General features: G+C 61.5%; 27 protein-coding genes and 5 pseudogenes. 22 read left to right on the top strand and 10 right to left on the bottom strand.

All coding sequences use genetic code 11. The features are described 5' to 3' along the window. Nucleotides 1–22 precede the first annotated feature (22 nt). Nucleotides 23–762: pseudogene (locus ACFOHJ_RS00650) on the bottom strand (IS5 family transposase). On the opposite strand from ACFOHJ_RS00650, the gene istA reads away from it, so the two are divergent. Further along, nucleotides 654–2,138 (top strand): IS21 family transposase, encoded by a 1,485-nt coding sequence (istA, locus tag ACFOHJ_RS00645; RefSeq protein WP_449224158.1) that lies wholly within the window; start codon nt 654–656, stop codon nt 2,136–2,138. The pseudogene ACFOHJ_RS00650 and the gene istA sit on opposite strands and share 109 nt — an antisense overlap. Further along, nucleotides 2,128–2,940, top strand: coding sequence for an IS21-like element helper ATPase IstB (gene istB, locus ACFOHJ_RS00640; RefSeq protein WP_378217458.1), 813 nt, complete (start codon nt 2,128–2,130; stop codon nt 2,938–2,940). The genes istA and istB overlap by 11 nt, the downstream gene beginning before the upstream one ends. 50 nt (nt 2,941–2,990) lie before the next feature. Here istB and ACFOHJ_RS00635 read toward each other — a convergent pair. Beyond that, a pseudogene (locus ACFOHJ_RS00635) lies at nt 2,991–3,618 on the bottom strand (transposase); the annotation flags it as partial. A 273-nt stretch (nt 3,619–3,891) separates the two neighbouring features. Here ACFOHJ_RS00635 and ACFOHJ_RS00630 point away from each other — a divergent pair. Beyond that, entirely contained in the window at nt 3,892–3,996 is a 105-nt protein-coding gene (locus ACFOHJ_RS00630) for a hypothetical protein (protein ID WP_378217456.1), read from the top strand. Nucleotides 3,997–4,219: 223 nt separating this feature from the next. Here ACFOHJ_RS00630 and ACFOHJ_RS00625 read toward each other — a convergent pair whose 3' ends face one another. Further along, nucleotides 4,220–4,720, bottom strand: a complete 501-nt coding sequence (locus ACFOHJ_RS00625) for an RES family NAD+ phosphorylase (RefSeq protein ID WP_378217454.1) — start codon at nt 4,718–4,720, stop codon at nt 4,220–4,222. An 8-nt stretch (nt 4,721–4,728) separates the two neighbouring features. Continuing rightward, a complete protein-coding gene (locus ACFOHJ_RS00620; RefSeq protein WP_378217452.1) occupies nt 4,729–5,079 on the bottom strand; it encodes an MbcA/ParS/Xre antitoxin family protein in 351 nt (116 codons plus the stop codon). A gap of 249 nt (nt 5,080–5,328) precedes the next feature. Between ACFOHJ_RS00620 and ACFOHJ_RS00615 the strand changes: the two are divergent. From ACFOHJ_RS00615 to ACFOHJ_RS00545, 15 genes and pseudogenes are all read left to right on the top strand, one after another. Then, nucleotides 5,329–5,991 (top strand): annotated as a pseudogene (locus ACFOHJ_RS00615) (DNA cytosine methyltransferase); the annotation flags it as partial. Between the two features lie 62 nt (nt 5,992–6,053). Beyond that, nucleotides 6,054–6,359 carry a DNA cytosine methyltransferase gene (locus tag ACFOHJ_RS00610; RefSeq protein WP_378218030.1) on the top strand — a complete coding sequence of 102 codons (306 nt, stop codon included), beginning with the start codon at nt 6,054–6,056 and terminating at the stop codon, nt 6,357–6,359. Further along, nucleotides 6,356–7,066 (top strand): hypothetical protein, encoded by a 711-nt coding sequence (locus ACFOHJ_RS00605; protein WP_378217450.1) that lies wholly within the window; start codon nt 6,356–6,358, stop codon nt 7,064–7,066. The genes ACFOHJ_RS00610 and ACFOHJ_RS00605 overlap by 4 nt, the downstream gene beginning before the upstream one ends. A gap of 180 nt (nt 7,067–7,246) precedes the next feature. Further along, nucleotides 7,247–7,582, top strand: a complete 336-nt coding sequence (locus ACFOHJ_RS00600) for a hypothetical protein (RefSeq protein ID WP_378217448.1) — start codon at nt 7,247–7,249, stop codon at nt 7,580–7,582. A gap of 574 nt (nt 7,583–8,156) precedes the next feature. Then, complete coding sequence (locus tag ACFOHJ_RS00595; RefSeq protein ID WP_378217446.1) at nt 8,157–9,098, top strand: hypothetical protein; 942 nt, start codon at nt 8,157–8,159, stop codon at nt 9,096–9,098. Between the two features lie 90 nt (nt 9,099–9,188). Then, the gene (locus tag ACFOHJ_RS00590) at nt 9,189–9,662 is read left to right on the top strand and encodes a hypothetical protein (protein ID WP_378217444.1); all 474 of its coding nucleotides are present in this window, start codon (nt 9,189–9,191) and stop codon (nt 9,660–9,662) included. After that, nucleotides 9,659–10,528, top strand: a complete 870-nt coding sequence (locus tag ACFOHJ_RS00585; RefSeq protein ID WP_378217442.1) for a hypothetical protein — start codon at nt 9,659–9,661, stop codon at nt 10,526–10,528. The genes ACFOHJ_RS00590 and ACFOHJ_RS00585 overlap by 4 nt, the downstream gene beginning before the upstream one ends. Continuing rightward, nucleotides 10,488–11,525, top strand: coding sequence for an ATP-binding protein (locus ACFOHJ_RS00580; RefSeq protein WP_378217440.1), 1,038 nt, complete (start codon nt 10,488–10,490; stop codon nt 11,523–11,525). The genes ACFOHJ_RS00585 and ACFOHJ_RS00580 overlap by 41 nt, the downstream gene beginning before the upstream one ends. 13 nt (nt 11,526–11,538) lie before the next feature. Further along, complete coding sequence (locus ACFOHJ_RS00575; RefSeq protein ID WP_378217437.1) at nt 11,539–11,880, top strand: DUF6634 family protein; 342 nt, start codon at nt 11,539–11,541, stop codon at nt 11,878–11,880. Between the two features lie 37 nt (nt 11,881–11,917). Next, the gene (locus ACFOHJ_RS00570; protein ID WP_378217435.1) at nt 11,918–12,697 is read left to right on the top strand and encodes an ATP-dependent Zn protease; all 780 of its coding nucleotides are present in this window, start codon (nt 11,918–11,920) and stop codon (nt 12,695–12,697) included. A 462-nt stretch (nt 12,698–13,159) separates the two neighbouring features. After that, nucleotides 13,160–13,495 (top strand): hypothetical protein, encoded by a 336-nt coding sequence (locus ACFOHJ_RS00565; protein WP_378217433.1) that lies wholly within the window; start codon nt 13,160–13,162, stop codon nt 13,493–13,495. 257 nt (nt 13,496–13,752) lie between these two features. Next, complete coding sequence (locus ACFOHJ_RS00560) at nt 13,753–13,941, top strand: hypothetical protein (RefSeq protein ID WP_378217431.1); 189 nt, start codon at nt 13,753–13,755, stop codon at nt 13,939–13,941. 415 nt (nt 13,942–14,356) lie between these two features. After that, nucleotides 14,357–14,641, top strand: coding sequence for a hypothetical protein (locus ACFOHJ_RS00555; protein ID WP_378217429.1), 285 nt, complete (start codon nt 14,357–14,359; stop codon nt 14,639–14,641). A gap of 314 nt (nt 14,642–14,955) precedes the next feature. Further along, on the top strand, nt 14,956–15,351 hold the full coding sequence (locus tag ACFOHJ_RS00550) for a hypothetical protein (RefSeq protein ID WP_378218087.1): 396 nt from the start codon (nt 14,956–14,958) through the stop codon (nt 15,349–15,351). Next, the gene (locus ACFOHJ_RS00545) at nt 15,269–15,448 is read left to right on the top strand and encodes a transposase (protein ID WP_378217427.1); all 180 of its coding nucleotides are present in this window, start codon (nt 15,269–15,271) and stop codon (nt 15,446–15,448) included. Before ACFOHJ_RS00550 ends, ACFOHJ_RS00545 begins: the two co-directional genes overlap by 83 nt. Here ACFOHJ_RS00545 and ACFOHJ_RS00540 read toward each other — a convergent pair. From ACFOHJ_RS00540 to ACFOHJ_RS00530, 3 genes and pseudogenes are all read right to left on the bottom strand, one after another. Beyond that, nucleotides 15,435–15,605 (bottom strand): annotated as a pseudogene (locus ACFOHJ_RS00540) (helix-turn-helix domain-containing protein); the annotation flags it as partial. The gene ACFOHJ_RS00545 and the pseudogene ACFOHJ_RS00540 overlap by 14 nt on opposite strands. Before the next feature lie 161 nt (nt 15,606–15,766). Then, a pseudogene (locus tag ACFOHJ_RS00535) lies at nt 15,767–16,464 on the bottom strand (IS6 family transposase). Between the two features lie 602 nt (nt 16,465–17,066). Beyond that, entirely contained in the window at nt 17,067–17,867 is an 801-nt protein-coding gene (locus tag ACFOHJ_RS00530) for a helix-turn-helix domain-containing protein (RefSeq protein WP_378217424.1), read from the bottom strand. Between the two features lie 108 nt (nt 17,868–17,975). Here ACFOHJ_RS00530 and ACFOHJ_RS00525 point away from each other — a divergent pair, with 108 nt between their 5' ends. Both ACFOHJ_RS00525 and ACFOHJ_RS00520 read left to right on the top strand, forming a co-directional pair. Beyond that, nucleotides 17,976–19,538: an ABC transporter substrate-binding protein gene (locus tag ACFOHJ_RS00525; protein ID WP_378217421.1), complete on the top strand. Its 1,563-nt coding sequence runs from the start codon at nt 17,976–17,978 to the stop codon at nt 19,536–19,538. Between the two features lie 83 nt (nt 19,539–19,621). Continuing rightward, entirely contained in the window at nt 19,622–21,619 is a 1,998-nt protein-coding gene (locus tag ACFOHJ_RS00520) for a CocE/NonD family hydrolase (protein ID WP_378217419.1), read from the top strand. Nucleotides 21,620–21,857: 238 nt separating this feature from the next. Here ACFOHJ_RS00520 and ACFOHJ_RS00515 read toward each other — a convergent pair whose 3' ends face one another. Continuing rightward, nucleotides 21,858–22,073: a hypothetical protein gene (locus ACFOHJ_RS00515; RefSeq protein ID WP_378217417.1), complete on the bottom strand. Its 216-nt coding sequence runs from the start codon at nt 22,071–22,073 to the stop codon at nt 21,858–21,860. Between the two features lie 683 nt (nt 22,074–22,756). Between ACFOHJ_RS00515 and ACFOHJ_RS00510 the strand changes: the two genes are divergently transcribed. Next, nucleotides 22,757–23,665 carry a lipid kinase gene (locus ACFOHJ_RS00510; RefSeq protein WP_378218027.1) on the top strand — a complete coding sequence of 303 codons (909 nt, stop codon included), beginning with the start codon at nt 22,757–22,759 and terminating at the stop codon, nt 23,663–23,665. A 931-nt stretch (nt 23,666–24,596) separates the two neighbouring features. Here ACFOHJ_RS00510 and ACFOHJ_RS00505 read toward each other — a convergent pair. Then, nucleotides 24,597–24,737 carry a hypothetical protein gene (locus ACFOHJ_RS00505; RefSeq protein ID WP_378217415.1) on the bottom strand — a complete coding sequence of 47 codons (141 nt, stop codon included), beginning with the start codon at nt 24,735–24,737 and terminating at the stop codon, nt 24,597–24,599. A gap of 88 nt (nt 24,738–24,825) precedes the next feature. On the opposite strand from ACFOHJ_RS00505, the gene ACFOHJ_RS00500 reads away from it, so the two are divergent. Then, the gene (locus ACFOHJ_RS00500; RefSeq protein ID WP_378217413.1) at nt 24,826–24,963 is read left to right on the top strand and encodes a hypothetical protein; all 138 of its coding nucleotides are present in this window, start codon (nt 24,826–24,828) and stop codon (nt 24,961–24,963) included. 292 nt (nt 24,964–25,255) lie between these two features. Here the strand turns inward: ACFOHJ_RS00500 and ACFOHJ_RS00495 are convergent, their stop codons facing one another. Further along, a complete protein-coding gene (locus ACFOHJ_RS00495; RefSeq protein WP_378217411.1) occupies nt 25,256–25,828 on the bottom strand; it encodes a hypothetical protein in 573 nt (190 codons plus the stop codon). Between the last annotated feature and the right edge of the window lie 10 nt (nt 25,829–25,838).

Here is a 25,838-nt window from a genome sequence, read left to right as displayed (position 1 = left end):
GATCAAGCAACTGCATGCCGATCTAGCGCTCGTGGACAAAAGGTATCCATAGTTTGACTGCGGCGATGGCGACGAAGCAGGATTCCTTGGTTTTGTCATAGCGGGTTGCAACGCGCCGCCAGTTCTTGAGCTTATTGAAGAGCCGCTCGATTTGGTTGCGCCATTTGTACTTGGCTTTGTCGTGTGGGATCAGCTCGCGCCTGTTGCTTTTTGAGGGGATGACGGCCTCGACCCTGGCGCTGGCGATTTCGTCGCGAATGGCATCGGCGTCGTAACCTTTGTCGGCGAGGAAAGCCTCGATCCGATTGGAGATCATCCGGAACAAGGGCGCAAAGCCTTGTGTGTCATGCGTCTGTCCGGGGGTCAGGATGAAGCCGAGCGGACGGCCTTTCGCATCGCAGCGGGCATGGAGCTTGGAGGTGAAGCCGCCGCGCGATCGACCAAGCGCCTCGGTCTCCTGAGTCCCCTTTTTATGCCGACCGCACAATGATGTGCCCGGACAATGGTGCTGTCGATCATGTCGGCGCTTCGATCCCGCTCGACCAATTCAGCCAGAGTTTCGAGCATGGCTTCGAACACGCCGGTTTCGACCCAGCGTCGATATCGGCGGAAGACGCTGTTCCATTTGCCGTATTCATCTGGCAGGTGTCGCCATTGCGCTCCCGTGCGCGCCATCCACATCATGCCTTCGAAATAGCGCCGATTGTCCTGGGCTGGGCGGCATCCGCGTCCTTGCTCGGCGGGAAGAAGCGGACCGATCACCGCCCATTCATCGTCCGTCAGACCAATCCGTTCGCCCAAGGCTGCCTCCAAATGGAAGCCTTGAATCAAAACCCGATTCCCCAGTCAACCTTTGTCCACGAGCGCTAGTTGGCCTCGGTTATGAGGGCTCTTATAATCGGGTGGCGGCATTTGCCCGAGAGTGGAAGGCCGACAGGCAAAGGGAACTTCAGACCACAGGACGCGGCACGTTTGTGCCTCTGGCCTTCGAACCGGGCGAAGCGTTCCAATTCGATTGGTCGGAGGACTGGGCCATCATCGGCAATGAGCGCACCAAGCTGCAGGTCGCGCATACGAAGCTGAGCTACAGCCGCGCCTTCATCGTGAGAGCCTATCTCCTCCAGACGCACGAGATGCTGTTCGATGCCCACAACCATGCCTTCCGCGTCTTTGGCGGCATTCCTGGCCGCGGCATCTACGACAATATGCGCACGGCGATCGACAAGGTTGGTCGCGGGAAGGATCGCGACGTCAACGTGCGCTTCATGGCGATGGCCAGCCACTATGTGTTCGAACCCGAGTTCTGCAATCCTGCCTCCGGCTGGGAGAAGGGACAGGTCGAGAAGAACGTTCAGGATGCCCGTCATCGTCTCTGGCAGCCCACGCCGCGCTTTCCGTCGCTGGAAGCGTTGAACGACTGGCTGGAGCAGCGCTGCAAGGAATTGTGGGCGAATACCCCGCACGGACAGATGCGCGGCACCATCGCCGACATCTGGGCTGAGGAGGCTTTGGCATTGATGCCTGTCTCCCGGCCGTTCGATGGCTTCGTCGAGTATACCAAGCGCGTCACGCCGACCTGCCTCGTTCATCTGGAGCGCAACCGCTACAGCGTTCCGGCATCCTTCGCCAATCGACCGGTAAGCCTTCGCGTCTACCCGGATCGTGTCGTTGTCGCCGCGGAGGGCCAGATCGTCTGTGAGCACCGCCGTGTCATCGATCGCTCTCATGATCGACCGGGACAGACAATCTACGACTGGCGGCATTATCTGGCGGTCGTGCAACGCAAGCCGGGCGCTCTTCGCAATGGTGCACCCTTTGCCGAACTGCCCGATGCGTTCCGAGCCTTGCAGCAATACCTCCTGAAGAAGCCGGGTGGTGACCGCGAGATGGTCGATATCCTGGCCCTCGTTCTCCAGCACGATGAACAGGCTGTGCTCTCGGCCGTGGACATGGCGCTGAAGTCCGGCGTCCCCACGAAGACCCACGTGCTGAACCTGCTGCATCGCCTCGTCGACGGCAAATCCTTCACACCGCCCACCATCGACGCGCCTCAGGCCCTGACGCTCATCAACGAGCCCAAGGCCAATGTCGAACGCTACGATGCGCTGAGAAAGACGGAGGCTCGCCATGCGTCATAATCCGGCAAGCGGCGCTATCGTCATCATGTTGCGGCAACTGAAGATGCACGGCATGGCCCAGGCCGTTGGCGAGCTCACGGAGCAAGGATCGCCGGCGTTCGAGGCGGCAATCCCGATCCTGTCACAGCTTCTCAAGGCCGAGACTGCGGAACGTGAAGTTCGATCGACCGCCTACCAGCTCAAGACGGCACGCTTTCCAGCCTATCGTGACCTGAACGGCTTCGACTTCACCAGCAGCGAGATCAACGAGGCGCTGGTGCGTCAGCTTCATCGCTGCGACTTCCTCGATGACGCCAACAACATCGTTCTGGTCGGCGGTCCCGGCACGGGCAAGACGCATATCGCCACGGCGATCGGTGTCCAAGCCATCGAACATCATCACAAGCGGGTTCGGTTCTTCTCGACCGTGGAGCTTGTCAACGCGCTCGAACAGGAGAAGGCGATAGGACGGTCTGGCCAGATCGCCAACCGCCTGGCGCATTCCGATCTCGTCATCCTCGATGAACTTGGCTACCTGCCGTTCAGCGCTTCAGGCGGGGCGCTGCTCTTCCATCTGTTGAGCAAGCTCTACGAGCATACTAGCGTCATCATCACGACCAACCTGAGCTTCAGCGAATGGGCCAGCGTCTTTGGCGACCCCAAGATGACAACCGCGCTGCTCGACCGCTTGACCCACCATTGCCACATCCTTGAAACCGGAAACGACAGCTTCCGCTTCAAGAATAGTTCGGCTCATGAGCCCAAAATGACGAAGGAGAAAAGGAAGAGCTTGACCGCAACCACCGACCCGAACGACATCTAATAAACGGGTCAATTCTCGGTGGAAATGCCGGGTCAGTTCTCAGTGGCAATCAACACCCACACGTCGTTGGGCTCGACAGCGGGCTGGCGATCGTCTCGCAGCTCGCCCTCACGCGCCTTTTCGGTGTCTTGTTTCGCAGTTGAAGGCCTAAGCCCCTGTAAATCCTATAGGTCCGCTTCACGTTAATGTCCCAGCCCTCGCGCGTGAGCATCACGTGCACGCGCCGGTAGCCATACGGAACCCGCGTTGCACAGATGTCTTTGATCCGAGCTTCGATGCCGGCCAGATCGCGGCGACGGGACTTGTAATGAAAGGTCGAGGTGTGGAACTCCAGAACCCGACAGGCTCGCCGGATCGACACGTTCCACTCACCACACGTCTGCGCCACCAGCTCGCGTTTGCGACCAGGCTTCACAGTTTTCGGCGGATAACGTCCTGCAGCATCTCCTTATCCAGCGACAGGTCGGCGACCAGCTTCCTGAGCCTGCCGTTCCCATCCTCAAGCTGCTTCAGCCGCTTCATCTCTGTCGGCAGAAGCCCGTCATATTTCTTTTTCCAGTTGAAGTAGGTTGCATGGCTGATCCCGGCACGGCGACAGATCTCCGACACCGGAATCCCGTCCGCCCCCTGCTTCAGAATGAACGCCTTCTGGGCGTCCGAAAACTTCGATGCCTTCATCGTCTTCCGCTCCTCTCCCAGCCAGGAAATTACAGCGGAAAACTCCAATTCTGAACGGTCCAGTCTTCGGGGTTCAGATCACAGACAGTTTTTAGGACGCCGAAGCTGTACCCGTAAGTGAGCAGTATCGACCTTTGATAACCGCGCAGAAATATGTCGCGCTCTTCGAGCGGCTTCTTCTGATCAGAACATTGGCGCCGTGGTCGAGCAACCGGCTTAGCCGCCTGATCAACGCCGAAGCTGCATTTCCTCGACAGTGGTCTTGTTGCCGCCTTGCGCGAAAATGAGGAGCAGGCTTTGCGGCAGGGCCAGTCCAGGTTCGGCGCGGTGCTGGAAAGCTTCGTCGTCTCGGAGCTGCTGAAACTCGCCTCGTGGTAGGAGCGCCGCGTGTCGCTCTCCCACTATCGCACCAAAGATCAGGTGTGGTCGGATCATCGGCATCGAGGTGAAGGCCTCGGCAGCTGTGCGCCCACAGGATTTCCGCGGGTTGCGCCAGTCACAGGAAGCGGTCGGTGACCGGTCCGTGTGCGGCCTTTCCCTGTCCTGGAGAGCGACAAGGTGTCGGTCGCACGACGATCCACCTGGACACCGAGAATCATGGTCACGTCTGTTGCAACCGGTTCTCGTCATCGATCAGAATGAGGCGTGAGGGTGGTGCATCACTCCATGTCCAAAGCACGAGATTGAGATCGATCTCGTTAGCGCCCGACGCAAAACTCCTCACCAGTAGGCCCCGATAGCCGCTGGCGATCAGCTTACGAGCAAACGCCTGCGTTCTTGCTTCTCCGGTCGCTTTCATCTGGTCGCGCCATGTGCCGCTGGCGAGCGCAGCGTCATCCATGCCCTCCGCTTGGAGAGCCATTCCGTCCCGGCAGTCGAATATGTCATCGATATCCGCGTCGTAAGAGACGAGCGTGGTCGGCTGAAGGTTGCCAACCTGGTTGGCTTCCCTCAGCGCCGTCATCACCGACAATGATGCGTAGAGTGCGGGCACGCCTTTCGGATTAAAGCGTCCGCCATAAAGCTGAGCCCCTCGGCCTGACAGCGGTTCGCGTGCGTAAACAGGGTTCAGCGCTCGATAGAGTTTGCCGCGAAAAAGCATCTGCCGCGTCAGGCGTGGATGCCGGCGTCGATCGCGTCGACATAGTCGAGCACATCGTCTGTCCGCCCGCTGCGGACGAGTTGCATCGCCGTCTGGCCAGAAAATCCGGGCAACGGTTCGGACCGGTACCAAGCGTACGCCATCAAGGTGGAGCCGAAACGCGGCTCGACCTTGTTGATCACCTCGACCACCTCACGCAGTCTGCGTTGGGTCTTGTCCGATCGAACGCGGTCCTTGCGCTGAACGGCGTCCTTGCCGAGCCCTGCCGTTCGAGCGACCTCCTCGCTCGTGGTTCGAAACGCGTCAGCGATTTTACGCGGCGCGAAGAAACCGTTGTCGCAATATTGTACCAAGCCCATCCTTTTAGCCTCCTGTCGTCTTGATGACGCGTTCATAGACGCAATATAACGTCAATATGTCGGCATTCAATGAGAATGAAGGTGGCGGCGGGAGAGGGCAGAGGGGAGGTCAGGAAAATCTTGTTCGCCGATCGGGCGGATGGCTGACGCTTTCGCTTAAGCTCTGTGACGGGCACGTTACAAAAATCGCCTAGCCTTTAATACTTCGGCAGGAAGGGACCCGGTATGACCTTCTGAGGGGGGGATCATATGCGGGTTTTTTCTACCTTTAGCGGCATTTCCGCTGCGACAGCGGCGTGGAAGAGGCTTGGCTTCGAGTTTGTGGGCTACTGCGAGCCCGAGGCATTCCAGAGCCTGGTTCTTTCCGAGCGATGCGGGGCGACGAAGCCGCGATACCTGCCCGATTACAGGACGATTATGGAGGCCGTCTGCCGGGAGGTTTTCGCCGATTATGCGACGCCTGAAATTCTCACGGAATGGCAGGCAGCATTTGCGGGTCGCGATTGGAATGACCCGGAATTTGATTTTCCGGACTTGTTTGCCGAGATGGTCCTGGAGGGGTGGGGTCAGCGCCAGCCAGCCGCGGATGAGATGATGAGGCGCGACGAGACGGCGCGGAAAAACAATCGGGTCAAGGCCTGGCCCCGAGGGCGCGTCCCGAATTTCGGCGACTTGTCTCAGATCACGGACGATGACCTTCTTGCTCTTGGTCCGGTGGACATTCTTGAGGGAGGATCGCCGTGCCAGGCTTTCAGCATCGCAGGCAAGCGACTTGGCCTGGACGACTACCGGGGTAATTTGACGCTTCAGTTTGTCGAGCTCGCCTACCGGATGCAGAAGCTGAACGGGCTGAAATACGTCGTATGGGAAAATGTGAAGGGGGTTTTGGATGCCAGGAAAGGCAACGGGTTCGGCTGCTTGCTGGGAGCGCTTGCCGAAAAGCAAGGCGGTGAAATTCCTGCGCCAGGGAAAAGGTGGACGAACGCAGGTATGGTGTCTGGGCCCAACGCCAAGATTGCCTGGCGGTCCTCGACGCTCAATATTTCGGCGTGCCCCAACGACGCGAAAGGGTCTTCCTTGTGGCAAGTCTTGGAAAAGCCGCGCGATCCTTCAGACCTGAAGCCGTACTACTTGAGCGCCGAACAGAAGGCGACGGTTCTTCGAAACGCCGGACTAAGAGGCAGCCCGCTGCCGGAACTGCTGGAGAAGGCGCTGACGTGGCCTTCTGCAACGAGGCGGGGCCTGGAGCAGGTTCTGCGAAGAATGTGAGCAGGCGATGAAGAACGAAGCGGTCGAGTGTGATCTGAGCTTTCTCGATGTGCCGTTGGAGACGGTGCCGGAAAACGAGACGTTTGAGATCCGTCTGGGCGGCTCCGGCTGGAAACGCGGGTTCAGATACGGAAAACTCTGGCTTTGTGACGGCGACCTTGTGGGGCGTGTCAGCGAAACCACCGCTGTCCGCATCCCGGCAAAGCGTGTAGACGCCGCAATCGAAGATCTTGTCGATACCATTGCATGGGGGAAGCAGTCGACAGATTCGAAAGCCGATATCCAGGACGCGCTTGACGACAATCTGGACAGTTGCTCCCACGATCTGGTCTGGCCGCGCGGTGACGATGGCGAACGGGATCCGGCTGCCTTGGCAAGGGCCCGCAGGATGCTGTGTCTTGCCGCTTTCCGGAAGGCCGATCCCGGGAAAGCGCTGTCGGAGATCGTGGCTGGATACCACGTGCTCAATGTCGCGAACGAGGTGGTGTTCGAGACTACCTCATCCGTTTGCGCATGCGACCACGCGTTCAACGTCGCGGGCACCGGCTTTGCGGGTGTCGGCGTTGTCTTTGCCGATGGCTCGGTCCGCTACGACGATGAGCTGGTGCGCGTATCGTGGCTTCCCTGGCCAAAGCCTGGCCGGGCGTCCCGTGCTGCCGCAAACCGGAAACCTCCAAAGACCCGGGCGCGACCCCGTTCAAAATCGAAGGCCGTATAAAAATTCCTGGCCGGTGACGAAGCTGCAGAAGCCCCGCGAGATGCGGGGCTTTGCTTTGGAGATCGCCTTCAAGGCGTTCTCCGGGTCACCATAATCCATCATTGATCAGGCCTGCATCGCGACACGATCCGGTTTTTGTCGCTTGCAAGGCCTGCGCCCATCCTTGTCGCAGGCGGTCTGATGGTCGGACTGCTGCTATTCGGTGAGGAGGGAATGGTGCGTTCAACAGATATTTATGAGGATGCGTCGCGGTTTGGGGACCTGCATGCGCGGTTCCGTGCGGCGATCGAGCGGCTGTTCGAGCTGGACGATGAGTTCGGGTTCAAGCCGGGACCGGAGCTTGGCTTTGTGCGGCGTTTGTATACTGCCTGGAGCGAGCTGAAGAACCCGGCCCATGCGGCAAGCCCTCATGCGTTGTGGCGGGCGTTGGCCCGGTTCGACGCCGAGGTCGAGCTTGCCGAATGCGAGCTCGACGGACTGGAGGCGCGGCTGCGTTCCCTTGCCCCGGTGCTCTGATGATCTCCGGTAGCGGTGGGAACGCATCGCCGATGCGTCTCACCGCCTGTCGAGGGAACAAACCCGGTCGATGGCGCGAGCCCGGCGTTAACCATGCGATCGCTGATTTTGCCGTCCCGGCATTTTACGGGCTCAGATTCGATCCGGATCCCTGTATGCCATCCCTGTTCCCGTCGCCATCCGGCCGGGAATGGCGGCCTCCGCCGGTGCTACCAACACCGGACGAAGGCCTGACCCGCAACCTGATTGAGAGGTATTGGGCTATGGCGAGCACTATCGCGTTCGTTCCCCTCGGGGAAGGTTCTTTTATTCCCGGATCGATGACGCATCCCGGCGGCGAGAAGCCGGGCGGAATGTCGGCGCCCGGACAGGCAGGACCGACGGTCTCCGCGGTCGCCGTGGTCGGCTGACCCGTATCATCATCATCATCATTATCGAGACGACTGGCAGCGCGACGGCCTGAGGCCGTGCGAAACCGAACGGCGTCGACGCAGACGGCGATGGCGGGTTCTCCCCGTTCATTCCCGAGGCGCCGCCCCGGTGGCCGATCGTGCCGTTGTTTAGGGGAGTATCCATGTCCACTCATTCCATTCCGCCGGCATCACCAGCTGCCGCCTATGCGCATGAGGCCGTCATCGCCGATCTCGAAGAGGATTTTGCCCGTCTGGTCGACAAGGCCATCGGCGCGATCCTTGCCGGCGATCCGAAGCCCGACGCCGTGTTCGGCGAGTTCGCCGCGTTCATCTCCATGGCGCGTTCGGTCTCCTATCACGAGGGCAAGCTGCTGGAGGCGGGCATCGTGCGCATCGCCGCCTGCAATCCCGATCTCATGGTGATGCCGCAGGACCGGCCGATGCCGATCGTGCCCGCGGCACTGGCCTTCCTCGAACGCAACGAGTGGTCCTCGCTCGAAGGCATCCGGTTGCGCTCGGATGTCCATTACCGCGCCACCTATACGCCGGACCTGGTGGTGGTGAACCGCAAGCACCATTGGGCACTCATTATGGACATCAAGCGCTCGATCGCCTCCTACCAGGAGCGGCGGCTCGATGCGCTGCGCCAGCGGATGATGGCGGTGGCGCTGATCGGGGCGGACTGGCTCTATGTCGAATGCAAGGCGCCGCCCGTCTCGGAGGTCGGTATCGCCATCATCGACGGGGCCGACGAGGCCTGCGATCCCGATCGGGGCCTGTTCGGCCTTGCCGGGATCGGTGACCTGCTGGAGATCGCGGGAGCTGGTGCAGCGCTCTGCCATCTCAGGTCAATGTTCGCGGTGCGGGTGCGCGAGGAACTCGAGCGTCAGTGCCGCGAGGCGCTTGCGCGGACCGAACTGGCGCACCGTCCCAGGCATCATGCCGAGGCTGATGGCGGAAAAACCTGCCCGGACGAGGCCGAAAGCGGGCGGGGCGAAAACGTCGATCCGATGGTGATCGAGCTTGACCCCTCGAAGACAAGGCTCCCGCAGCCGGCCACGCGGGTGCGGGTTGGCTTTGCCCGCTCGCGTGCCGGACCCTGACGGAGCCGCTGGCGCTGCCACTCACAGCGTAATCGTTCGTATTCCCTCTCATTCAGACCGCCCGACCCGGCGGCAAGGAGTTTTGTTGCCATGAAGCAGCACAACAAGATCAAGGCCATCGCCAGTATCGCGGCAACGTCGACGCCCGCCCTGGCCCCCGACGCCACTGACAATGCCGGAGCGGAAGGACCGTTCGCGCGCCTGGCGTGGCGGAAGCCGCCCACGCAGAATACGAAAGGACCGGCGCGAGCCTTGCTGGACCTTCTCGGCCATAGCGCTGAATGCGTGGACCTCGCCATGGCGGGGCGGATCGTTTCCTGCGGTTGCCGGACCCGGCCGATGGAGGATCCGGCCGTCGCCATCGGGCTGGTCATGCACTATGCCCGCATCGCGACGACGCGCCGCCTGCCGATCCCCCCGGCGGTGATCGAGCTTCTGGCGCAACGTGTCGAGGAAGGCGATCCGACCTGCGTCGTTGTCGCGAAACAGCTCGAAGCCAGCGGCCTGCTCGACATCGCCCGCAAGGCCGACGAGGAGAGTGACGCGGCGGGGAAGACGCGATGACCGAGCAGCGCCTTGCCGGACATCTGCTGCGGCGCCTGTCCCAACGGGCCGAGGCCGATGCGATCGAACAGGCGGCCGGCGCCCGACTTTTGACGGAACGCCGCCTTCGCGTAGCGGGTTGCCAGGTGCGCGGCTTCGCGCCTGGACCGCTGGCTATGGGCAGGTCGGCAGCCGGGATCGGGCGCATGCTCGAACGGCTTGCCCGTGCCGGATCGATTCTGCGCGACGATGACCTGGCTGAGGACAATGATCCGGTCTCCCTGTTCGATGAAGGGTGGTCGGCAAATCAGGCTGGCGGCAGCGCCGGGCAGGAGCTCGACGCAGCTTCATCGCTTGACCCGGTCTCCCTGCTGCGCGCCGTGCGCCGATCGGCGGAACCGCCGAGGGCGGTGGACGTCGCCGTCCAGTTGCTTCTCGCGCGCTCGCTTGGCATGAGCGCGACGCCGCTCGGCGAGATCCTGGAAGCGCTTCGTCTTCCCGCCCCCATCATGACGATCACCGGACGGGTCGCGGGCTTCGAGGCGGCATTCATCGAGCTGTTCGAACGGGGTCTCGTCCTTCCCGGCAAGGTCTCGGTGTGCAGAGGGGATTTGCTCCTGCGCGATCACGAGTTCCGCTTCTCTCGTGTTCCCGCCCCGCGCTGGCGCGTAGTCGTCTTCGCCCGGATCGGAACTGGCCCCCGAGGACCACGCGAGGACCGCGAGGCAGGTCTCGCTGGCGGCGCAAAGCCGCTATCCGATCCTTGGCGTCTCGGAGGACGAGGATCGCCTTCCCGGGCCGCTGCGACAAGCAGCCCGCATCAATCTCGTCTGCGGCCCGCTCGACATGACCATCATCCGCGAGACCATGCGCGCGGTGCTGGGTGAGGCGCCGGAAGGCGGCGTTACACATGAGCATGTCCCGTCGTTGACGCTGGCCGACCTGGCGCTGGCGATCCGGCCGGGTACGTCGGCGGAACGGGCGCTCGCCATTCTGGACGGCCTTGCCCGCATGCGGCAGGCATCGGCCGCCGAAGAGGAAAACGACAGCTCGGGCAAGAAGGAATCCGGCGGCACGACCGCCACGAAGTCGAAACCCGGGCGCGGCGCTCCCGGATCGGGCAGCGAAAGGATCGAGCCGGCTGCGCCGATCGGGACATACACCGACCGCTTTGTCCCCCGCGTCGAGACGCTGTCGGGCTATGGCGAAGCAAGGGCCTGGGCCCTGGAGCTGAAAGAGGACCTGGCGCTGTGGCGCGCGGGAAAGCTTGGTTGGGAGGAGATGAGCGCAAAACTGCTTCTGTCCGGGCCGCCCGGCACGGGCAAGACGACATTCGCCAGGGCGCTCTGCAACACGCTCCAGGTTCCGCTGATCGCGACGTCGGTCGCGGCGTGGATGGAGCCGGGTTATCTGGGCGACGTGCTCATCCGCATGAACGCCGCCTTTGCCGAGGCCGAGGCGACGAAGCCCGCGATTTTGTTCATCGACGAGATCGACGGCATCAATACGCGCGGCAGCTCGGGCGAGTGGACGACCTATTGGGATCAGATCGTCAACCGCCTGCTCGAGCTGCTCGACGGGACCAGTCAGACGGACGGCGTCGTCGTCATCGGCGCCACCAACAATCCCGACAGGATCGATAAGGCGCTGCTGCGCTCCGGCAGGCTGGAGAAGCACATCGTCATTCAGCGCCCCGACACCGAGGCACTGATCGGCATTCTGCGCCATCACCTGAAAGATGACCTGGACGCCGTCATCGCCAGCGCCCCGAAGCGGGAGGCGGGTCCGCCGGACGTCGCTGTCGATGCCGGCACCAAGGTCGATACCACAGCCGCCGACGGCCCCGATGCAATCGCATCCCACCGCGACCCGCCCGCAGAATAAGGAGGCTAGCCTCATGGTAACATTCAACTCCGGCAGGGCCGATCAGGGCGCCGTCTTCGACTATCAGCTGGCGCGCCTCATCGCCCTTGTCGACGACATGAAGGAAATCCGCTCCGGTGCGTCGCCCGAGCGCCTCGCCGCCGATCCGCCGATCCTGGAGCGCTGGGCGATGGCCCGCAGGCCAGCCATGTGTCTCACGGGGCTGTCGGCCGGGCACCCGCTGCTACCAGGTGATGGCCGAGCGATCGTTACCTCCGACCTTTGCCTGCTTGCCGACGACCAGACATGGGCGCGCACGCTGTCGCGTTGGTACCGCCTCGGGCGCCCGGCCGAGAGCCCGATCGGCGATTCATGACCTGGCGCATGACCGTGGATGCAAACAGGAGGGCTTTATGGAAATGACGAATGAGCAGGGCCGTCCGATTGGAGCAACTGGCGATGCTGTCCTGCGCACCCTGGCGATGAAAGCGCGCGGCATGAGCGGCGCCGATATCGAGCGGCTGGTCCGCGAGGCGCGTCAGAAGGCGCGGCGGGCTCATCGGCAGCTGGCCTTTTCCGACGTCTTCGACCTGTTGGCCGCCGCCCGGCCGCAGCGGTCGCAGGCATTGCGCTGGCGTGTGGCTATCCATGAGGCTGGGCATGCTGTCGCCAGGCTGGTCCTTGGTCTGGGGCATATCACTTCCATCGGCATCGACAGTCCGGCAGGCGGCTATACCGAGGGCACGACACCAACCATGGATGCCGAGACGGAGGCCTTCTTCGACGGCCTGCTTGCCGTCAGCCTCGCCGGGCGCGCCGCCGAGGAAGAGTTTTTGGGCTCCGTCACCGCAGGCGCGGGCGGATCGCCGGAGAGCGACATGGGAAAGGCGACCGCATTGGCGCTTGCCATGGAGACCGAACTCGGCTTTGCTGAAACATGGTCGCTGCTCTACCGCCAGGCAGAAAACCAGTCCGCGCTGCTCGCCTACAATCCCCTGCTGGCCGATCAGGTCAACGCCCGGCTCGAAGCGGCCTATGTCCGAGTCCGCAGGCTGGTCCGCCGCAACGAAGACGCTCTCCGGCTCCTGGCCAACGCCCTGATGCAACACGGCACGCTCGAAGGGGCAGCCCTCGCTGCCGTGCTGCAGGAGGTGAGGGAACGGATGATGGCCGAGCCGGCGTCCGGAGGGTGAGGCGATCGAGGCACAGCGGCGGCGCCATGCGTTCCCGAGGCTCGGGCTGCCGCCGCGGAAGATCGGTGTCCAGCGGGTACCCTGACCTTCCACGGAGGCCTGCATCGGGATGACTTGCCTTAAGTCCCAGACACCCTGGTCCAGGCTGAATCGATTTGCGCTAATCCGATTCCGATCACGGTGGTGGCGATTCAGAAGCGAGACATCGCGATTCCGAACTCCCTGAAGGCGTTACATAGGCAAACGCGGTGCGCTTCGGTACGTGTGGACGAGTTGCCAGCAACCGGATTCGCGTTCCTGGTAACGCATCCCAGGTCTAAACGATTTGCGGTAATCCGATTCATGGCCGGGGATCGGCGATTCAGGACGTCGGATAACCGATTCCGTTTACGATTGTGCCGTTACATCGTCAAACGGCGTTTGCCGCGGGGCAAGGCCGGGGCGGGCAGCTGGAGGACGGGGATGGCTCAATCGCGGCGGCAGAGGCTGGACAGGCAGCGCGAGCGGCAGCAGGCGCTGCGCGCCGAGGCAAGCGCGCAACGCAAGCCCTCCCGCGACGACATTGCGCGTACCCTGCTGCACTGGGCGATCACCGAAAACATCAAGCACGGCCGCGAGGAGGAGATTTACCGTCTGCAGGTGCAGGTGGTCGAGCATCTGGTCATTCAGGGGTTCGACAGGCAGGCCTCGGACACCGCCTGGGACGCGCTGGTCGACAAGTACCGCAACGGCTGGGCCTTCCAGACCAAGCGGCGCCTCAAGGCCGATGACGGCGACGGCAAGGACGACGGTGCCTGATCGTTGCCTTGGCAAACCCCGTTTGCTCTTGCCTAATGCGTTCTCCCCATTACTTCCGCAAACGCCGTTTGCTGATGAATCGGCTCACAGATCGGAAGTTGGCAGCGGCGGCGCCGATCCCAGACGTCGAATAGGGGGCGGGCAAACTTTGGCTGTCTCGGCGGCCCTCGAGCCCAGCTCAGTCAAAGGAATAAGCTTGTGTCTGGCCGATAATCGCCTATAGCGTACCCATAGGGCCACCAACATATGGAGTAATCGTGGATATCCCGGAACCGACGTTACCTCTCGGCCACCCCGACAGGGATGATGAATGTGCAATGCATATGGGAAACGCAATCTCGGGATTATGGGAATTCTTTGAAGATGCAGGCTGGACCGAAGAGGAATTCGATCGGGCGCTCCTTGCGGAAGCAAAGCTCGCCATACAAAACGATGATCAAGCCTGATTATCGATATTTTATCCGCAACTGGCGCGGCGGTCCGTTAAATATATATTACTGAAAGCGCCGCCGCTTGGTTGCTCGATTTTACGGAATTGAAGAGAGCAAAGGCGTCGGTTGCTATCTTGCCGAACTATCCCTAAAACCACTACCGTGGGCTTGCGGTAATTATCGAGAGCTTTACCGGCGTTCCCATTTGGACGGAACCGCCCGTGCATATAATGGAAGTACCGTTCCGCGACGGTGGCTAGGGATTCTGCTGTTCGAAACTGTCATTGACGCTCTGGACGATAAATCCCATCTGATTTGTCGGGCGAAATGATAAACTGACCCCCTTAATTCCTCACGTCGAATGTTACCGATAGATCGCTGTCCCGGATTGGATGCAGGTTCATTTGGCATCCTGGTTCAGGAATGATGGATGGCGCGGCGGGTCAGCATGGCGACACGGGTGGAACTGGTTGAGGTGATCGTCGAACGATACCGATCGAGCTGCCGGAAGCATGCGATCCGGGTGCTGCGCCATCGTGAGGCCCCGTCGGCGTGCGTTCGGCAATATGCTGCTTGGTACGGTCCCGAGGTTCGGGAGACGCTGGTGGCTTTATGGGAAGCTTCCGATCGTCTCTGCTCGAAGCGCCTGGCAGCGACGATGGATCGCTTGCTGTCAGAGGTGCGTGTGGTGGCCAGCGTGAACGTGCCGGAATGAGTTCCGCGGTTCGCCGATCGGTGCCGGTGCGCACCTTCGGCAACTAAAACGATCCGGCGCTCGGTTATGTCGACGTCGACTTAGTGAACCATTCGGGCACATCGTCGTCGGGCAGCTTCGTGCAGACGATGGTGTTGACCGATGTCGCGACTGGCTGGACCGGATGCGTGCCTGGCCGAAGCCGATCTACGGGTCGTGTGCATTGAGACGCGGCATGCGAAGGTTGCGCTGTCGGCCATGCCGAACAAGACCGACCGCAACGATGCGCGCGGGATCGCCAGACGCAGACCGCGCAAGAGCTGCGCGTCCTGCTGGTGGCCAGGCAGACGCTGGTTCGCAAGCTGATGGATATCGAGCTGGCGACCAGAGGCATGCTGCGCAGCTTCGGCCTGAAGATGGGCGTGGTCTCCAAGCGCAACTTCGAGGCGCGCGTTCTGGAACTGGCCGGGGATCGCGCGATGCTGATGCGAGCACTCAATCCGATGCTGACCTCGAGGCGTGCTCTGGCTGTCGAATATAACAACCTGCAAAAGGTGGCGATGGACTTCGCTCGTGACGATGAGGTGTGCCGCCGGTTGATGACCGCTCCCGGGGTTGGCCCCATCGTGGCGCTGACCTACCATCGACGTGCCCTCGCGGTTCCGGCGGTCCAGATCGGTAGGCGCGCATCTGGGGCTGACGCCGCGCGCCTACCAGTCTGGCGAGGTTGATTGGACCGGGCGCGTGTCCAAGAGCGGTGACGCGATGGCACGGGCGGCTCTCTATGAGGCCGCGCCCATCCTGCTCGTCAGGGTACCCGCGCGCTGACACTGGACTGCACCACGCCGAGCGCCTTGGCAGCATGGCGAAAGTTCAAATGTTCGGCAACGGCAAGCGCCTGGATCAGCGACGCAAGCGGGGTGCGTCCGCCCAGCAGTTGGGGTAACTCACGGGGGGTAATTTGTTTCAGCTTTCGCCTGCCCATCCGGAAAGCCTGTCCGCTATATAGTAACTTGGGTTTGAGCCATCAGCCCCTCGCACGCTTAGCTTTGGGATACTGAGGGGACACTGCACTTGGCCGCTTGGAAAACCGGTTGTGTTGCAAATTTTTCGTTCGGCCAAAAATGTGGCTTTGCCAGACGGATTTCAGGCGGCAATTATCTCGAATTGCTCCTTCAGCGTTGGCCTTGGATTGAAGGCGAAACGACCTTGTCGCTTGCGCATCATGTGAACCATTTCGATGCCCGCCAGGGTCAGGGCTGCCGAAGAAAATGACTTCAAGCCGAGCATTGGTCGCACTCGCCGCTTGATACGCCGATGATCCTGCTCGATGCGGTTGTTCAAGTACTTGCTGCTGCGAATGCGAATTGCCTTCAATTCCCGCCGTGATCGGTCCAACAAGCGGTTCTCGGCATCGCAGGCGATGATCGCTTCCCGATTGGTCTGGCTGCCGTCGATGACAATGCGTTCAGGCCGATGGTGACCCTGCAAAGCCTTGCGCAGGAAGCGCTTGGCAGCAGGCAAATCGCGATGCTCGCTGAACCAGAATTCGACGGTGTCACCGACACTGTCGATAGTCCGATAGAGATACATCCATCGACCGCGAACCTTGATGTAGGTCTCGTCCATATGCCACTTTCCTGTTACCTTGCGCTTGCGCAGATTGAAGCGCTCGGCGAGCTCGGGGCAAAATGGACGACCTAGCGATGCACGGTGGAGTGATCGATGCTGACGCCGCGCTCCGCCAGCATTTCTTTCAGATCGCGCAGGCTGAGATTGTAGGCCAGATACCACCGGACACAAACCAGGATGACCGACGGTTCGAAATGACGGCCTTTGAACATGGTGTGCGCTCCAATGATGAGGCACGTCTCATGCCGCAGGGCCGGTTACCGAAAAGTTTGCAACAGAACCGACGGGCGACTAGGCATAAAAGCCCGTGGTACTATCGCGCTGCGAGGCGCCGAAACCGCCGCAACTCCCCTATGTTAAGGAAGGATGGCCCACTGGACAGATGTGGTTTTTACGACATAAACTTATTACGGATGCGACCATACCCACTACAAAAATGGGGGATAAATGGATGGGAGTCGAGCATCGCAATATCAACAGGGACGACGTTGTTTCGCTCTCCGCACGTCACGGAATACCACCCAGGATCGCTAAGGTTATACTTCGAATACACGGGCCATCTGCCTGCGAGTGCAACGCAGCGGCCATAGAGTACCGAAAGCGTGCCGAACGCCAGATTGCTAGTCGGTTGAGGCCCCCGCCAGAAACCGAACACTAGGGGCACTGCCAGTCTCCCGTAAGAACTGCCCCGCCAGTCCGAGCGGCAGTGTGGTTTCGGTAGCCGGCATTCCGGGCCATATCCTCATCACCCAGCTTCCATCGGGAACTGGCGGCGTGCTGGAAGTTCCCGGCTATTGCGGGTGGGTAGAGGCCCTCATCTACGGGGTTGGATAACCGCAGCGTTGATCGGCGGGACTTCGGTCAGAAAGGATGTAACTGCCGTGGGCACGGCCGCGCTGCCCGGCGCATAGATGCCGCAGCGCGAGATAAGCATACGCAGGTCGGTGGCGTTCCCCAGATAGTGCCAGATCGTGCGGGTGGCGTAAGGCAAATTGTTGTTTCGCCACGACACGCCCATGGTGATGCCGCGCAGGTAGCGGCGCTGGTGGATTTCGAATGGCATCAGGATTGTTTGCCCGAAGGTTGGTGCCTGCCCACTGGTCAGTTCGGTCAGGAAGACGCAGCGGCGCCGATAGGCCGCCATGCCGACATAGCGCGAACGCTGCAGGATGCCGCTCTCCGCGTCCTCGATACGTTCCAGCGTGGTGACCAGGACCTGCCCGTCGCGTGACCGCAGATGCGAGCAGGAGCAGACGACCCGCCCTGGCCAGGACAGCGACAAGTGCCATGTCTGGTAGAAGCCGAGATAATCGGCTAGCGCGTTCAGATCGCCGGGAAAAGCATCGGCCAGCGGCCCCGCACCGGTAACGGGCCGGCGCCGCTCACCAAGCTTGCGGCGAAATGCGCTTTCGGGCAGATCGAAATCGACCGGATTAAGGCCGAACGCCGTCGCAATCCGCATCAGGTTGTGCGCTGAGGGCAGGGACCCCGCATTGAGGTAACGGTTGAATTGCTGCCGGTTGAGCCCAATCGTCCGACAGAGATCCGACACCGATTTCTGTGTGCTGCAGGCGAGTTTCAGGTTGTTGCTGAAGGTGGAGCAGGGGTGTTTCATTAGGGCAGCATAAACCTGCTTAAATGCGCGTCAAACCGCGAAATTGCGTTGCCGTGGCGGCTGCCTAATATCGAAAAAACGCTCCATCATCGATAAAAGGGAACCCACATGAGCGCGTCTGGCAAGACATTGACATTATCGCGGCGCGGCCTGCTGCAGGCAGGCGCGGTCCTCGGCCTTTCGGCTGCGGCCGGGCCGCTCGTATCAACAGCAAGGGCGCAGACGCCGGTGCGGGGAGGGCAGTTACGGATGGGGCTGGAAGGCGGTGCTTCCGCCGACACGCTCGACCCCGCGCTGGCGTCGGCCAGCGTCGCTTTCGTGATCGCGCATTGCTGGGGCGACACGCTGGTTGAATCCGATCCAAAGACGGGCGAGGCGCTTCCTTCGCTGGCCGAATCCTGGTCGCCATCGGCTGACGCCAAGGTGTGGACCTTCAAGATACGCAAGGACGTCCATTTCCATGATGGCAAGCCGCTGACCGTCACCGACGCGGTGGAAACGCTACGCCGCCATGCCGGCGCTAAATCGCAATCGGGCGCGCTCGGCCTGCTGTCGGGCATCGATCGCATCGACGAGCGGGCCGGCGACATGGTGGTAACGCTAAAGGAAGCTAACGCCGACCTGCCGCTGGTGCTGACAGATTACCACCTCCAGATCCAGCCCGGCGGCGGCGTCGACAAGCCGACGGCAGCCATCGGCACCGGGCCCTACAAGCTGGTTGCATTCGAACCGGGCGTCCGCGCCGAATTCGAAAAGAACAAGGACGACTGGCGGCAGGACCGCGGCCATGTCGACAGCGTCCTCATCACCGTGATGAACGACCTTACCGCCCGCACCAGCGCCCTGCGCTCCGGCCAGGTCGATTTCATCAACGTTATTGAGCCCAAGGTGGTGCCGCTGTTGAAGCGGGTTGCGGGCATCGAAATCTTGCGCACCTCGGGCAAGGGTTTCTATTCCTTCCTGATGCACTGCGACACGCCGCCCTTCGACAACAACGATCTGCGCCTGGCGCTCAAGTACGCGGTTGACCGCGAAGCCATCCTCAAGCGAGTGCTGGGCGGCTTCGGCACCCTCGGCAACGATTATCCGGTCAACGCCAACTATGCGCTCGCGCCAACCGACATTGAGCAGCGCCAATACGATCCTGACAAGGCGGCGTTCCACTTCAAGAAGTCGGGCCATCAGGACCCGATCCTGTTGCGGACCTCCGAAGCGGCGTTCCCCGGTGCGGTCGACGCGGCCCTCCTTTTCCAGATAAGCGCCGAGAAAGCCGGCATCAAGATCGACGTGAAGCGTGAGCCGAGCGACGGCTATTGGTCAGAAGTGTGGAACGTCAAGCCGTTCTGCGCCTCCTATTGGGGTGGGCGCCCGACGCAGGACGCGCGCTATTCCACCTCCTACGTCTCAGGTGCTGAGTGGAACGACACCCGCTTCAAGCGGCCCGATTTCGACAAAATGGCGGTCGAGGCGCGCGGCGAACTCGATGAGAACAAGCGGCGGGCGCTCTACCGCGATATGGCGCTGATGGTGCGTGACGAGGGCGGGTTGATCCTGCCTGTGTTCAACGACTACATCAACGCCTGTTCAAGTCATCTAAAGGGTTTTGTGCCCGACATCGGCAATGATCTTTCCAACGGCCGTATCGCCAGCCGGGTCTGGCTCGAAGCCTGAGCTGGCATCTGTAGTCGTTACCATCATCCAGCCGCCGGCGGCGTCCGCACCCGCCGCTGGCTTTTTCCCTTACGGTTGGCCTCATGACAAACACGAATTTTCACGTTCTCGAAAACGAATGGATCGTCCTCAAGGACGGCACCCGGCTTGCCGCTCGCATCTGGATGCCTGAAACGGCATCCGCCGCAGCCCCGGTGCCGGCGGTTCTGGAAATCTTGCCCTATCGCAAGCGCAACGGCACCGCGCCGCGCGACGAATCCACCTATCCAGTCTTCGCCGCCGCCGGGATCGCAGGCGTGCGCGTCGACATTCGCGGCTGCGGCGAATCCGATGGCGTGATCGACGGCGAATACACGCCGCGCGAGCTTGCCGACGCGGTGGAAGTTATCGCATGGATCGCGACCCAAGACTGGTCGAACGGTAATGTCGGCATGATGGGCATCTCGTGGGGTGGGTTCAATTCGCTTCAGGTGGCGGCGCTCAAGCCGCCGGCCTTGAAGGCTGTCATTTCACTGTCCTCCACGGTCGACCGCTATAACGACGACATCCACTACAAGAACGGCGCGCATCTGTCGGCGCAGGCCTCGTGGGCGGCGACGATGGGCGCCTATCAGTCGCGCGCACCCGATCCCGCCCTGGTCGGCGATCGATGGCGCGACATGTGGTTGGAGCGGCTGGAAAACGAGCCCTTCTTTATGAAGGAATGGCTTTCCCACCAGCGCCGCGACGATTTTTGGCGCCACGGCTCCATCTGCGAGGATTTTCCTGGCTATTCCGTCCCTTCGCTGGTGATAGCGGGCTGGGCCGACGGCTACCGCAATACACCGCTCAAGGCAGTCGCGGGAATGCCGCGAAAGGCCTGGGGTCTTGTCGGCCCCTGGATCCACAAGTATCCGCATTTCGCCTATCCGAGACCGCGCACCGACTTCCATACCGAGGCGATCGCTTGGTGGCGGCACTGGCTGTGCGGGGAAGACAACCAGGCTGAAAAGACGCCGAGGCTGCGCGCCTATATCCTCGACGGGCCAAAACCCGCCCGCTGGCGCGAGGCGGACCCTGGCTATTGGATCGCGATCGACGAATGGGCCGAACCGGAAACCTTCACCCTTCGTCCGGACGCTTCGGGTCGGCTCGGTCGCATTTCCTCCCCGCCCGCAGAGGGCAGCGTCCTGCTGCGCTCGCCGCTGGATACAGGCACGGCGGCGGGTGAATTCTTCACGCTCAAACCGGATACGGAAATGGCGGGCGACCAGCGCGGCGACGATGCAGGGTCGCTCACCTACGACAGCGGCGTTCTTTCCGAAGAATATGTTATCCTCGGTCAGCCAGTCGTGAAGCTAACGCTCTCCAGCGATGCCCCGCTCGGCAACCTCGCCGTCAGGATTGTCGACGTGCATCCAGACAGCACGGCCACGCGCGTCAGCTACGGCGTGCTCAACTTGGCGCATCGTAGCGGCAACGCCGATCCGCAACCGCTACAGTCGGGCAAGGTAGTCGAGGTGGTGCTGGTACTCGACGCCTGCGGCTACCGGTTTGCGCCGGGCCACCGGATTCGCCTTTCCCTGTCCAGCGCCTACTGGCCGACGATCCTGCCTTCGCCGCACGATCCGACACTCTCGATCGACCTCGCTACGCTGTGCCTGGACCTGCCGCTTGTCGGCGCGCATCGCAAGATTGAGATTTCAGAGCCCGCCAATCCAGATCCTTTGCCGCACTACGATGTCCTGACCGAAGGGTGGTCCGGCCGCTCGGTGGAGCGCGACCTTTTGCAAGGTGTCACGCGCTACCACGTGCAGGAAGACACCGGCCTAAGCCGGCATCCGGGCAATGGTCTATGCAGCCGCGACACGAGAGAAGAAATCTGGTCGATAACGCTCGGCGACCCCTTGTCGACGAGGGCCGATATAAGCTGGACGTGCAGCGCTCAGCGGGAAGGTTGGCGTGTCCATACCTCCTACACCTCCAGCCTGTCCTGCACCGAAACCGAATGGGTGATAGGGGAGCGGCTCGAAGCGTGGCATGGCCAGGACAAGGTGTTCGAACGCGAGCGCAGCGCCCGCATTCCCCGCGACCACATGTGAGGTTCGTGCCGGTATCGTCAAGCGGTCTGGGTTTTCTATCGGTTTCGATCGGGCCGGAGCGCCCGTTTTCCCGTTCGCATCGCCTACCCGTTCCGAATTGCCCAGCCCGGAGGGTGGCGGGCGTTCCTGCCGGCATTCGGCGAGAGCTCCGGGTGGCCCGCATATATCGGGTCTTGGGGCTTCCGCGCGGGCTCAGGCGCCTCCGACGCACTCGCTATCGGGATCACTGTCCCCTTTGCTATTGATGCCAGTAGCGTGCCGATCGCGCTGACGACAGCCCGCATATCCATCCGATTGCAAAGCCGACGACGCCGACGACAAGCGCCGTAGATGTAATGGGGACGGCGTTTTCGCGCACGGCGTCGCCGGTAGCCCGGGCCGCCTCGCTGACCCTGTCCTTGGTCTGGCTGATAACGCCGGGATCACCCGGCTGCTCGCTTCCATAGGGGTTCATTGCAATGTGCTTTTCAAATTCGTTAGCTATCGAAGTTCTCCGCTGGGGTAGGTTCAAGGCAACCTGTGGCCGGTGATTTTGTTCCCCTCGGAGTTCGGCCCACATACAACCCGCGGCGACATCAATGGTCGGTCTGTCGACCTTCGTAATCGATGGAACTGTTGACGTGCTTGTATAGGCGGCCGCAGTTCAAGCACGCTCTTGGCGACTGATCTTGGCCGCCCTTGGTAGAACGATCTCGCCTTGGCGCTTCTCGATACATCGACGTTGTCCGTCCCACGTCGACTCCTGAGAGAAATGGCTGCGCGGCACCTCTGAGTTGCCCACGACCGCAGCGCAGTCTCCTTTAAAATTGCTTCCGGCGAGGCAGTTTCGATCCTGAAACGGCGTACTGTCTCGATGATCCCACCGGCGGTGGGCCCTTCGACGATACCCGACGCGGTGGGGAAGCGGCCCCTTTTTTTGTGAGCGCGCTCTTGCCGCGCCGGCGGTGACGACCCACCTAAACGCGGGCTCCGGGACTGTGTGCCTTCGATACTGCAAAGCTATACGGGTCCTCTCGCCGATGAACGCGCTGACGCTCGAAACAATGGAGAATTCGATCAGACATGGCGGTTCACTGCCAAGCCAAACATACTGGGCCGCCGCTCGATCCGGCATCCGCGATCTTGGAACGATCCGAGATGCCTCGGGCGGGACGGATCGGCCGCATCTTGCTGGTGATCAACCGTCACAGCCGCTCCGGTGAGAAAGCCGGCCACGTGGTTGTCTCCCGACTGAAGGCGAGGGGCCTCGAACCGGTCGTTTTCTCCTCGAACAGCCCTACCGAGGTCTCGCCCTGGATTGAAGCGAACGCGGCTGGCGCTGAGGCCGTGGTCGTGGCTGGCGGCGACGGCAGCCTCAATGCCGCTGCGGCTGCCCTCGTTAAGACTGGACTTCCCCTCGGGATTCTGCCGACGGGGACCGCAAACGACCTCGCCCGCACGCTCGGATTGCCCCTGAACCTGGAAGCCGCTGTCGACGTCATCCTGGCCGGTGAGCAACGCGAAATAGATATCGGAGAGGTCAACGGACATCTGTTTTTCAATGTCGCCAGCCTCGGTTTGAGCGCGGATCTCGCCCGCGACCTCAGCCGCGACGCCAAGCGCCGTTTCGGGCGGCTAAGTTACGCGCTCATTGCGATCAAAGTTTTGATGAAGGCCCGCCCCTTTCGAGCCGCCATCGTTGCTAGCGGCCGCGCCGTACGGGTGAAGACGTTGCAGATCGCGGTTGGCAATGGTCGTTATTACGGAGGAGGACTCGCCGTCGAGCATACGGCCGAAATCGACGACTCCCATCTTGATCTTTATTCGCTCGAACTCGGCCGCGTCTGGAAACTGGCCCTGATGCTGAAGGATTTCCGCCTTGGAAGGCACGGACTGTGGCGCGAGGTGAGGGCCGCGCGCGGAACGTCCTTTGAGATCCGCGCGCGGACGCCACGACCAATTAACGCTGACGGTGAGCTGGTCACATTCACGCCGGCACGATTTTCGGTGCGGCCGAAGGCCGTGCGCGTTTTCGCGCCGTCCAGGTTAGATGCTCTCGAGGGATGATGGTTGAGAATCGGCTCGCGATCGCACGCTGTCGATACCCGAGGGATTGGCGAAGCTGCCCCCGACCGAAAAAAGCCTTTTGCGCGGCACACATCATCTCTCTTAAAGTCTGTATATCAAAGTAATCGCTCGACCGCCAACATGGGGTTCTGGTGTCTGGTGCGGCTCAGGCGTCGCTTGGCATTTTGCGTAAAAGTGAGCCTACGAAATGCTATTTGGGGGTGGATTTCGATAACCAGTCGGCAAGGTAACTGGCACGACCGCTATTTTGTCCGCATCGAGGAGATGCCCAGTCACTGCTCACCGCGCATCCCGACGGGTAATTGGGTCTCGGCGCATATGTTTGCGATGTTGCGGCAGCCATCGCCACGCTCGGCACTGTCTTCGGTGGCATCGATCGTTAGCAACGATAAAGGCGAATAGAACCGATAGCGCTCCCCGCGGTAGGTGCCCGCTTCTAATTGCACAGGAACTCGCTGGCACCCGTCTTCTGCGTCACCGATGTGGCTACGTCATCCCCGAAAGGAATGATCACTTGCCGACGGGTGTCCGATACCGACGGATCAATCTTACTCCCATTGGCACGGCAATGGAAAAATCCGGTCGCAGACCTGGGTCTAGCGACCGGGCCGAGGGTGTCGGCAGCTTTAGATTGAGGGTGGTGTGCCGACAGGCGGATTTTACTCCGACGTCCTGGCCAGAAAATGAAGAGGCTCGGTCACAGAAGGAGTAGGCGACCAAGCAATAGAGGGTAGGGGGTAGCTAAACGAACCGGCAGCTCAGTCATTACCTATGATGCGCTGAAGGAAAATGACCCGGCAATCACCCAAACGGCGGATGATGGCCGGGTCCGCTGCTGCCGGTCGAGTTGCTGCAGCGCGCCTTCATAGCGTGGTCATGATAGGCGCGGCAAACGCAATGCACGGTCCAGTCAAGCGGCGACGGCCATCACCGCGACAATGCCAACAGCGCTTACCACACAAGCGATGAAATAGAACCAGTCCTGCACCGGAGTGCCTCCCGGTAGCCAAACTGACAGCCTCACCAGAAGTTCCGTCAGAAAGATGCTCATCTTGTACGACGCCAACCGGCAGCGAGGCCGATGCTGTGCGCGACAGGTGTCGAGTCTGGCCGGGGGAAAGCGATGGAGCCTCACCGCAATGAGCAAGGTGCGTTCACATCACCGTCCGAACATCGCTATCGGCCCGAGAAAAGCGGCCAGCCTCGCACTGGCGCTCTACGAACTCGCTACGAATGTCGCCAAATCCGGCACGTCCGGGGCCGTTTACATCGAATGAACACTTGGACAGGCGGACACGATTCGCTTCGTTGGTAGGCACGCGGTGGCCCGGAGGTTGCGGGCCGCCGGGCCGAAAAGGGTTCGGATTGCGACTGATCAAACTGGTGGTTTCCCGCGGACTCGCACTCGACCGCGCTCGATTCTCATCCCGAAAGGTGGTCGGCGCCTTCAAGTTTTTTCCCGAAAGATGCAGAAGGCCGTCTGTCTTAAGGATCGCCGCCCTGGGCGACGATCCTTGGCTCGCTCCTAGCATCATAGCGCGGGGCGGGCACTCCTGCTATTTGTATCTGTCAGTTTCCGATACGACTTCCCCCGATACTGGCACCAATCCCATCTGAGCCGGCGCTCACGCCGACGCCGTCTCGTCCACCCACTCCAACGCTTACGCCGCCACTGTTGTTGCTGCCAGCGCCCGTACCGCTTCCGCCGACGTCAGCGTTGATGCCGCCTGTATTTCCGGTGGCGGCTTCCGACCCAACACCGACGTTTATTAGCCCGTTATTGCCTGATGCGGAACCGCTTCCCACCCCGACATTAACGCCACCAGAGTTCGTAGACGCCGCACCGCTGCCGACGCCGATATTGACGCCACCGATATTGTTTTCTGCGGCAGCTCCGATACCCGCGCTTATTCCGCCAGAGTTATTAGGCGCCGCCTCGCTCTTGGGTATGCTTCTTGCCGAGCGATTCTTTGCCGGAGGCGTCAGGCAATCACCGTTCAAAACACTCATAAGCTGAGCGCGAGAAAGGCTACCAGCGGGAGCGCTGCAAACGTCTGCTTGCGCATTGATTGCGAGCAGAAACGAGCCGGCAACGGCCAGTGATGAAAGGCTCGCTAGTTTCGTAAATTTGGTGATGGACATATCTTTTCCT

Origin of the sequence: Aquamicrobium soli, assembly GCF_042646345.1 — a bacterium.
Lineage (GTDB): Bacteria > Pseudomonadota > Alphaproteobacteria > Rhizobiales > Rhizobiaceae > Mesorhizobium > Mesorhizobium soli_A.
The sequence above is the reverse complement of the archived record's forward strand: the minus strand, read 5'-3'. Positions and strand labels throughout refer to the sequence as shown.

Bases quoted from the DNA above. Each gene is read 5' to 3' on its own strand.
- istB (WP_378217458.1), top strand. From the start codon at position 2,128: ATGCGTCATAATCCGGCAAGCGGCGCTATCGTCATCATGTTGCGGCAA.
- ACFOHJ_RS00625 (WP_378217454.1), bottom strand. From the start codon at position 4,720: ATGCTTTTTCGCGGCAAACTCTATCGAGCGCTGAACCCTGTTTACGCA.
- ACFOHJ_RS00620 (WP_378217452.1), bottom strand. From the start codon at position 5,079: ATGGGCTTGGTACAATATTGCGACAACGGTTTCTTCGCGCCGCGTAAA.
- ACFOHJ_RS00605 (WP_378217450.1), top strand. From the start codon at position 6,356: ATGAAGAACGAAGCGGTCGAGTGTGATCTGAGCTTTCTCGATGTGCCG.
- ACFOHJ_RS00600 (WP_378217448.1), top strand. From the start codon at position 7,247: ATGGTCGGACTGCTGCTATTCGGTGAGGAGGGAATGGTGCGTTCAACA.
- ACFOHJ_RS00595 (WP_378217446.1), top strand. From the start codon at position 8,157: ATGTCCACTCATTCCATTCCGCCGGCATCACCAGCTGCCGCCTATGCG.
- ACFOHJ_RS00590 (WP_378217444.1), top strand. From the start codon at position 9,189: ATGAAGCAGCACAACAAGATCAAGGCCATCGCCAGTATCGCGGCAACG.
- ACFOHJ_RS00585 (WP_378217442.1), top strand. From the start codon at position 9,659: ATGACCGAGCAGCGCCTTGCCGGACATCTGCTGCGGCGCCTGTCCCAA.
- ACFOHJ_RS00580 (WP_378217440.1), top strand. From the start codon at position 10,488: ATGACCATCATCCGCGAGACCATGCGCGCGGTGCTGGGTGAGGCGCCG.
- ACFOHJ_RS00575 (WP_378217437.1), top strand. From the start codon at position 11,539: ATGGTAACATTCAACTCCGGCAGGGCCGATCAGGGCGCCGTCTTCGAC.
- ACFOHJ_RS00570 (WP_378217435.1), top strand. From the start codon at position 11,918: ATGGAAATGACGAATGAGCAGGGCCGTCCGATTGGAGCAACTGGCGAT.
- ACFOHJ_RS00565 (WP_378217433.1), top strand. From the start codon at position 13,160: ATGGCTCAATCGCGGCGGCAGAGGCTGGACAGGCAGCGCGAGCGGCAG.
- ACFOHJ_RS00555 (WP_378217429.1), top strand. From the start codon at position 14,357: ATGGCGCGGCGGGTCAGCATGGCGACACGGGTGGAACTGGTTGAGGTG.
- ACFOHJ_RS00530 (WP_378217424.1), bottom strand. From the start codon at position 17,867: ATGAAACACCCCTGCTCCACCTTCAGCAACAACCTGAAACTCGCCTGC.
- ACFOHJ_RS00525 (WP_378217421.1), top strand. From the start codon at position 17,976: ATGAGCGCGTCTGGCAAGACATTGACATTATCGCGGCGCGGCCTGCTG.
- ACFOHJ_RS00520 (WP_378217419.1), top strand. From the start codon at position 19,622: ATGACAAACACGAATTTTCACGTTCTCGAAAACGAATGGATCGTCCTC.
- ACFOHJ_RS00515 (WP_378217417.1), bottom strand. From the start codon at position 22,073: ATGAACCCCTATGGAAGCGAGCAGCCGGGTGATCCCGGCGTTATCAGC.
- ACFOHJ_RS00510 (WP_378218027.1), top strand. From the start codon at position 22,757: ATGCCTCGGGCGGGACGGATCGGCCGCATCTTGCTGGTGATCAACCGT.
- ACFOHJ_RS00505 (WP_378217415.1), bottom strand. From the start codon at position 24,737: ATGAGCATCTTTCTGACGGAACTTCTGGTGAGGCTGTCAGTTTGGCTA.
- ACFOHJ_RS00500 (WP_378217413.1), top strand. From the start codon at position 24,826: ATGAGCAAGGTGCGTTCACATCACCGTCCGAACATCGCTATCGGCCCG.
- ACFOHJ_RS00495 (WP_378217411.1), bottom strand. From the start codon at position 25,828: ATGTCCATCACCAAATTTACGAAACTAGCGAGCCTTTCATCACTGGCC.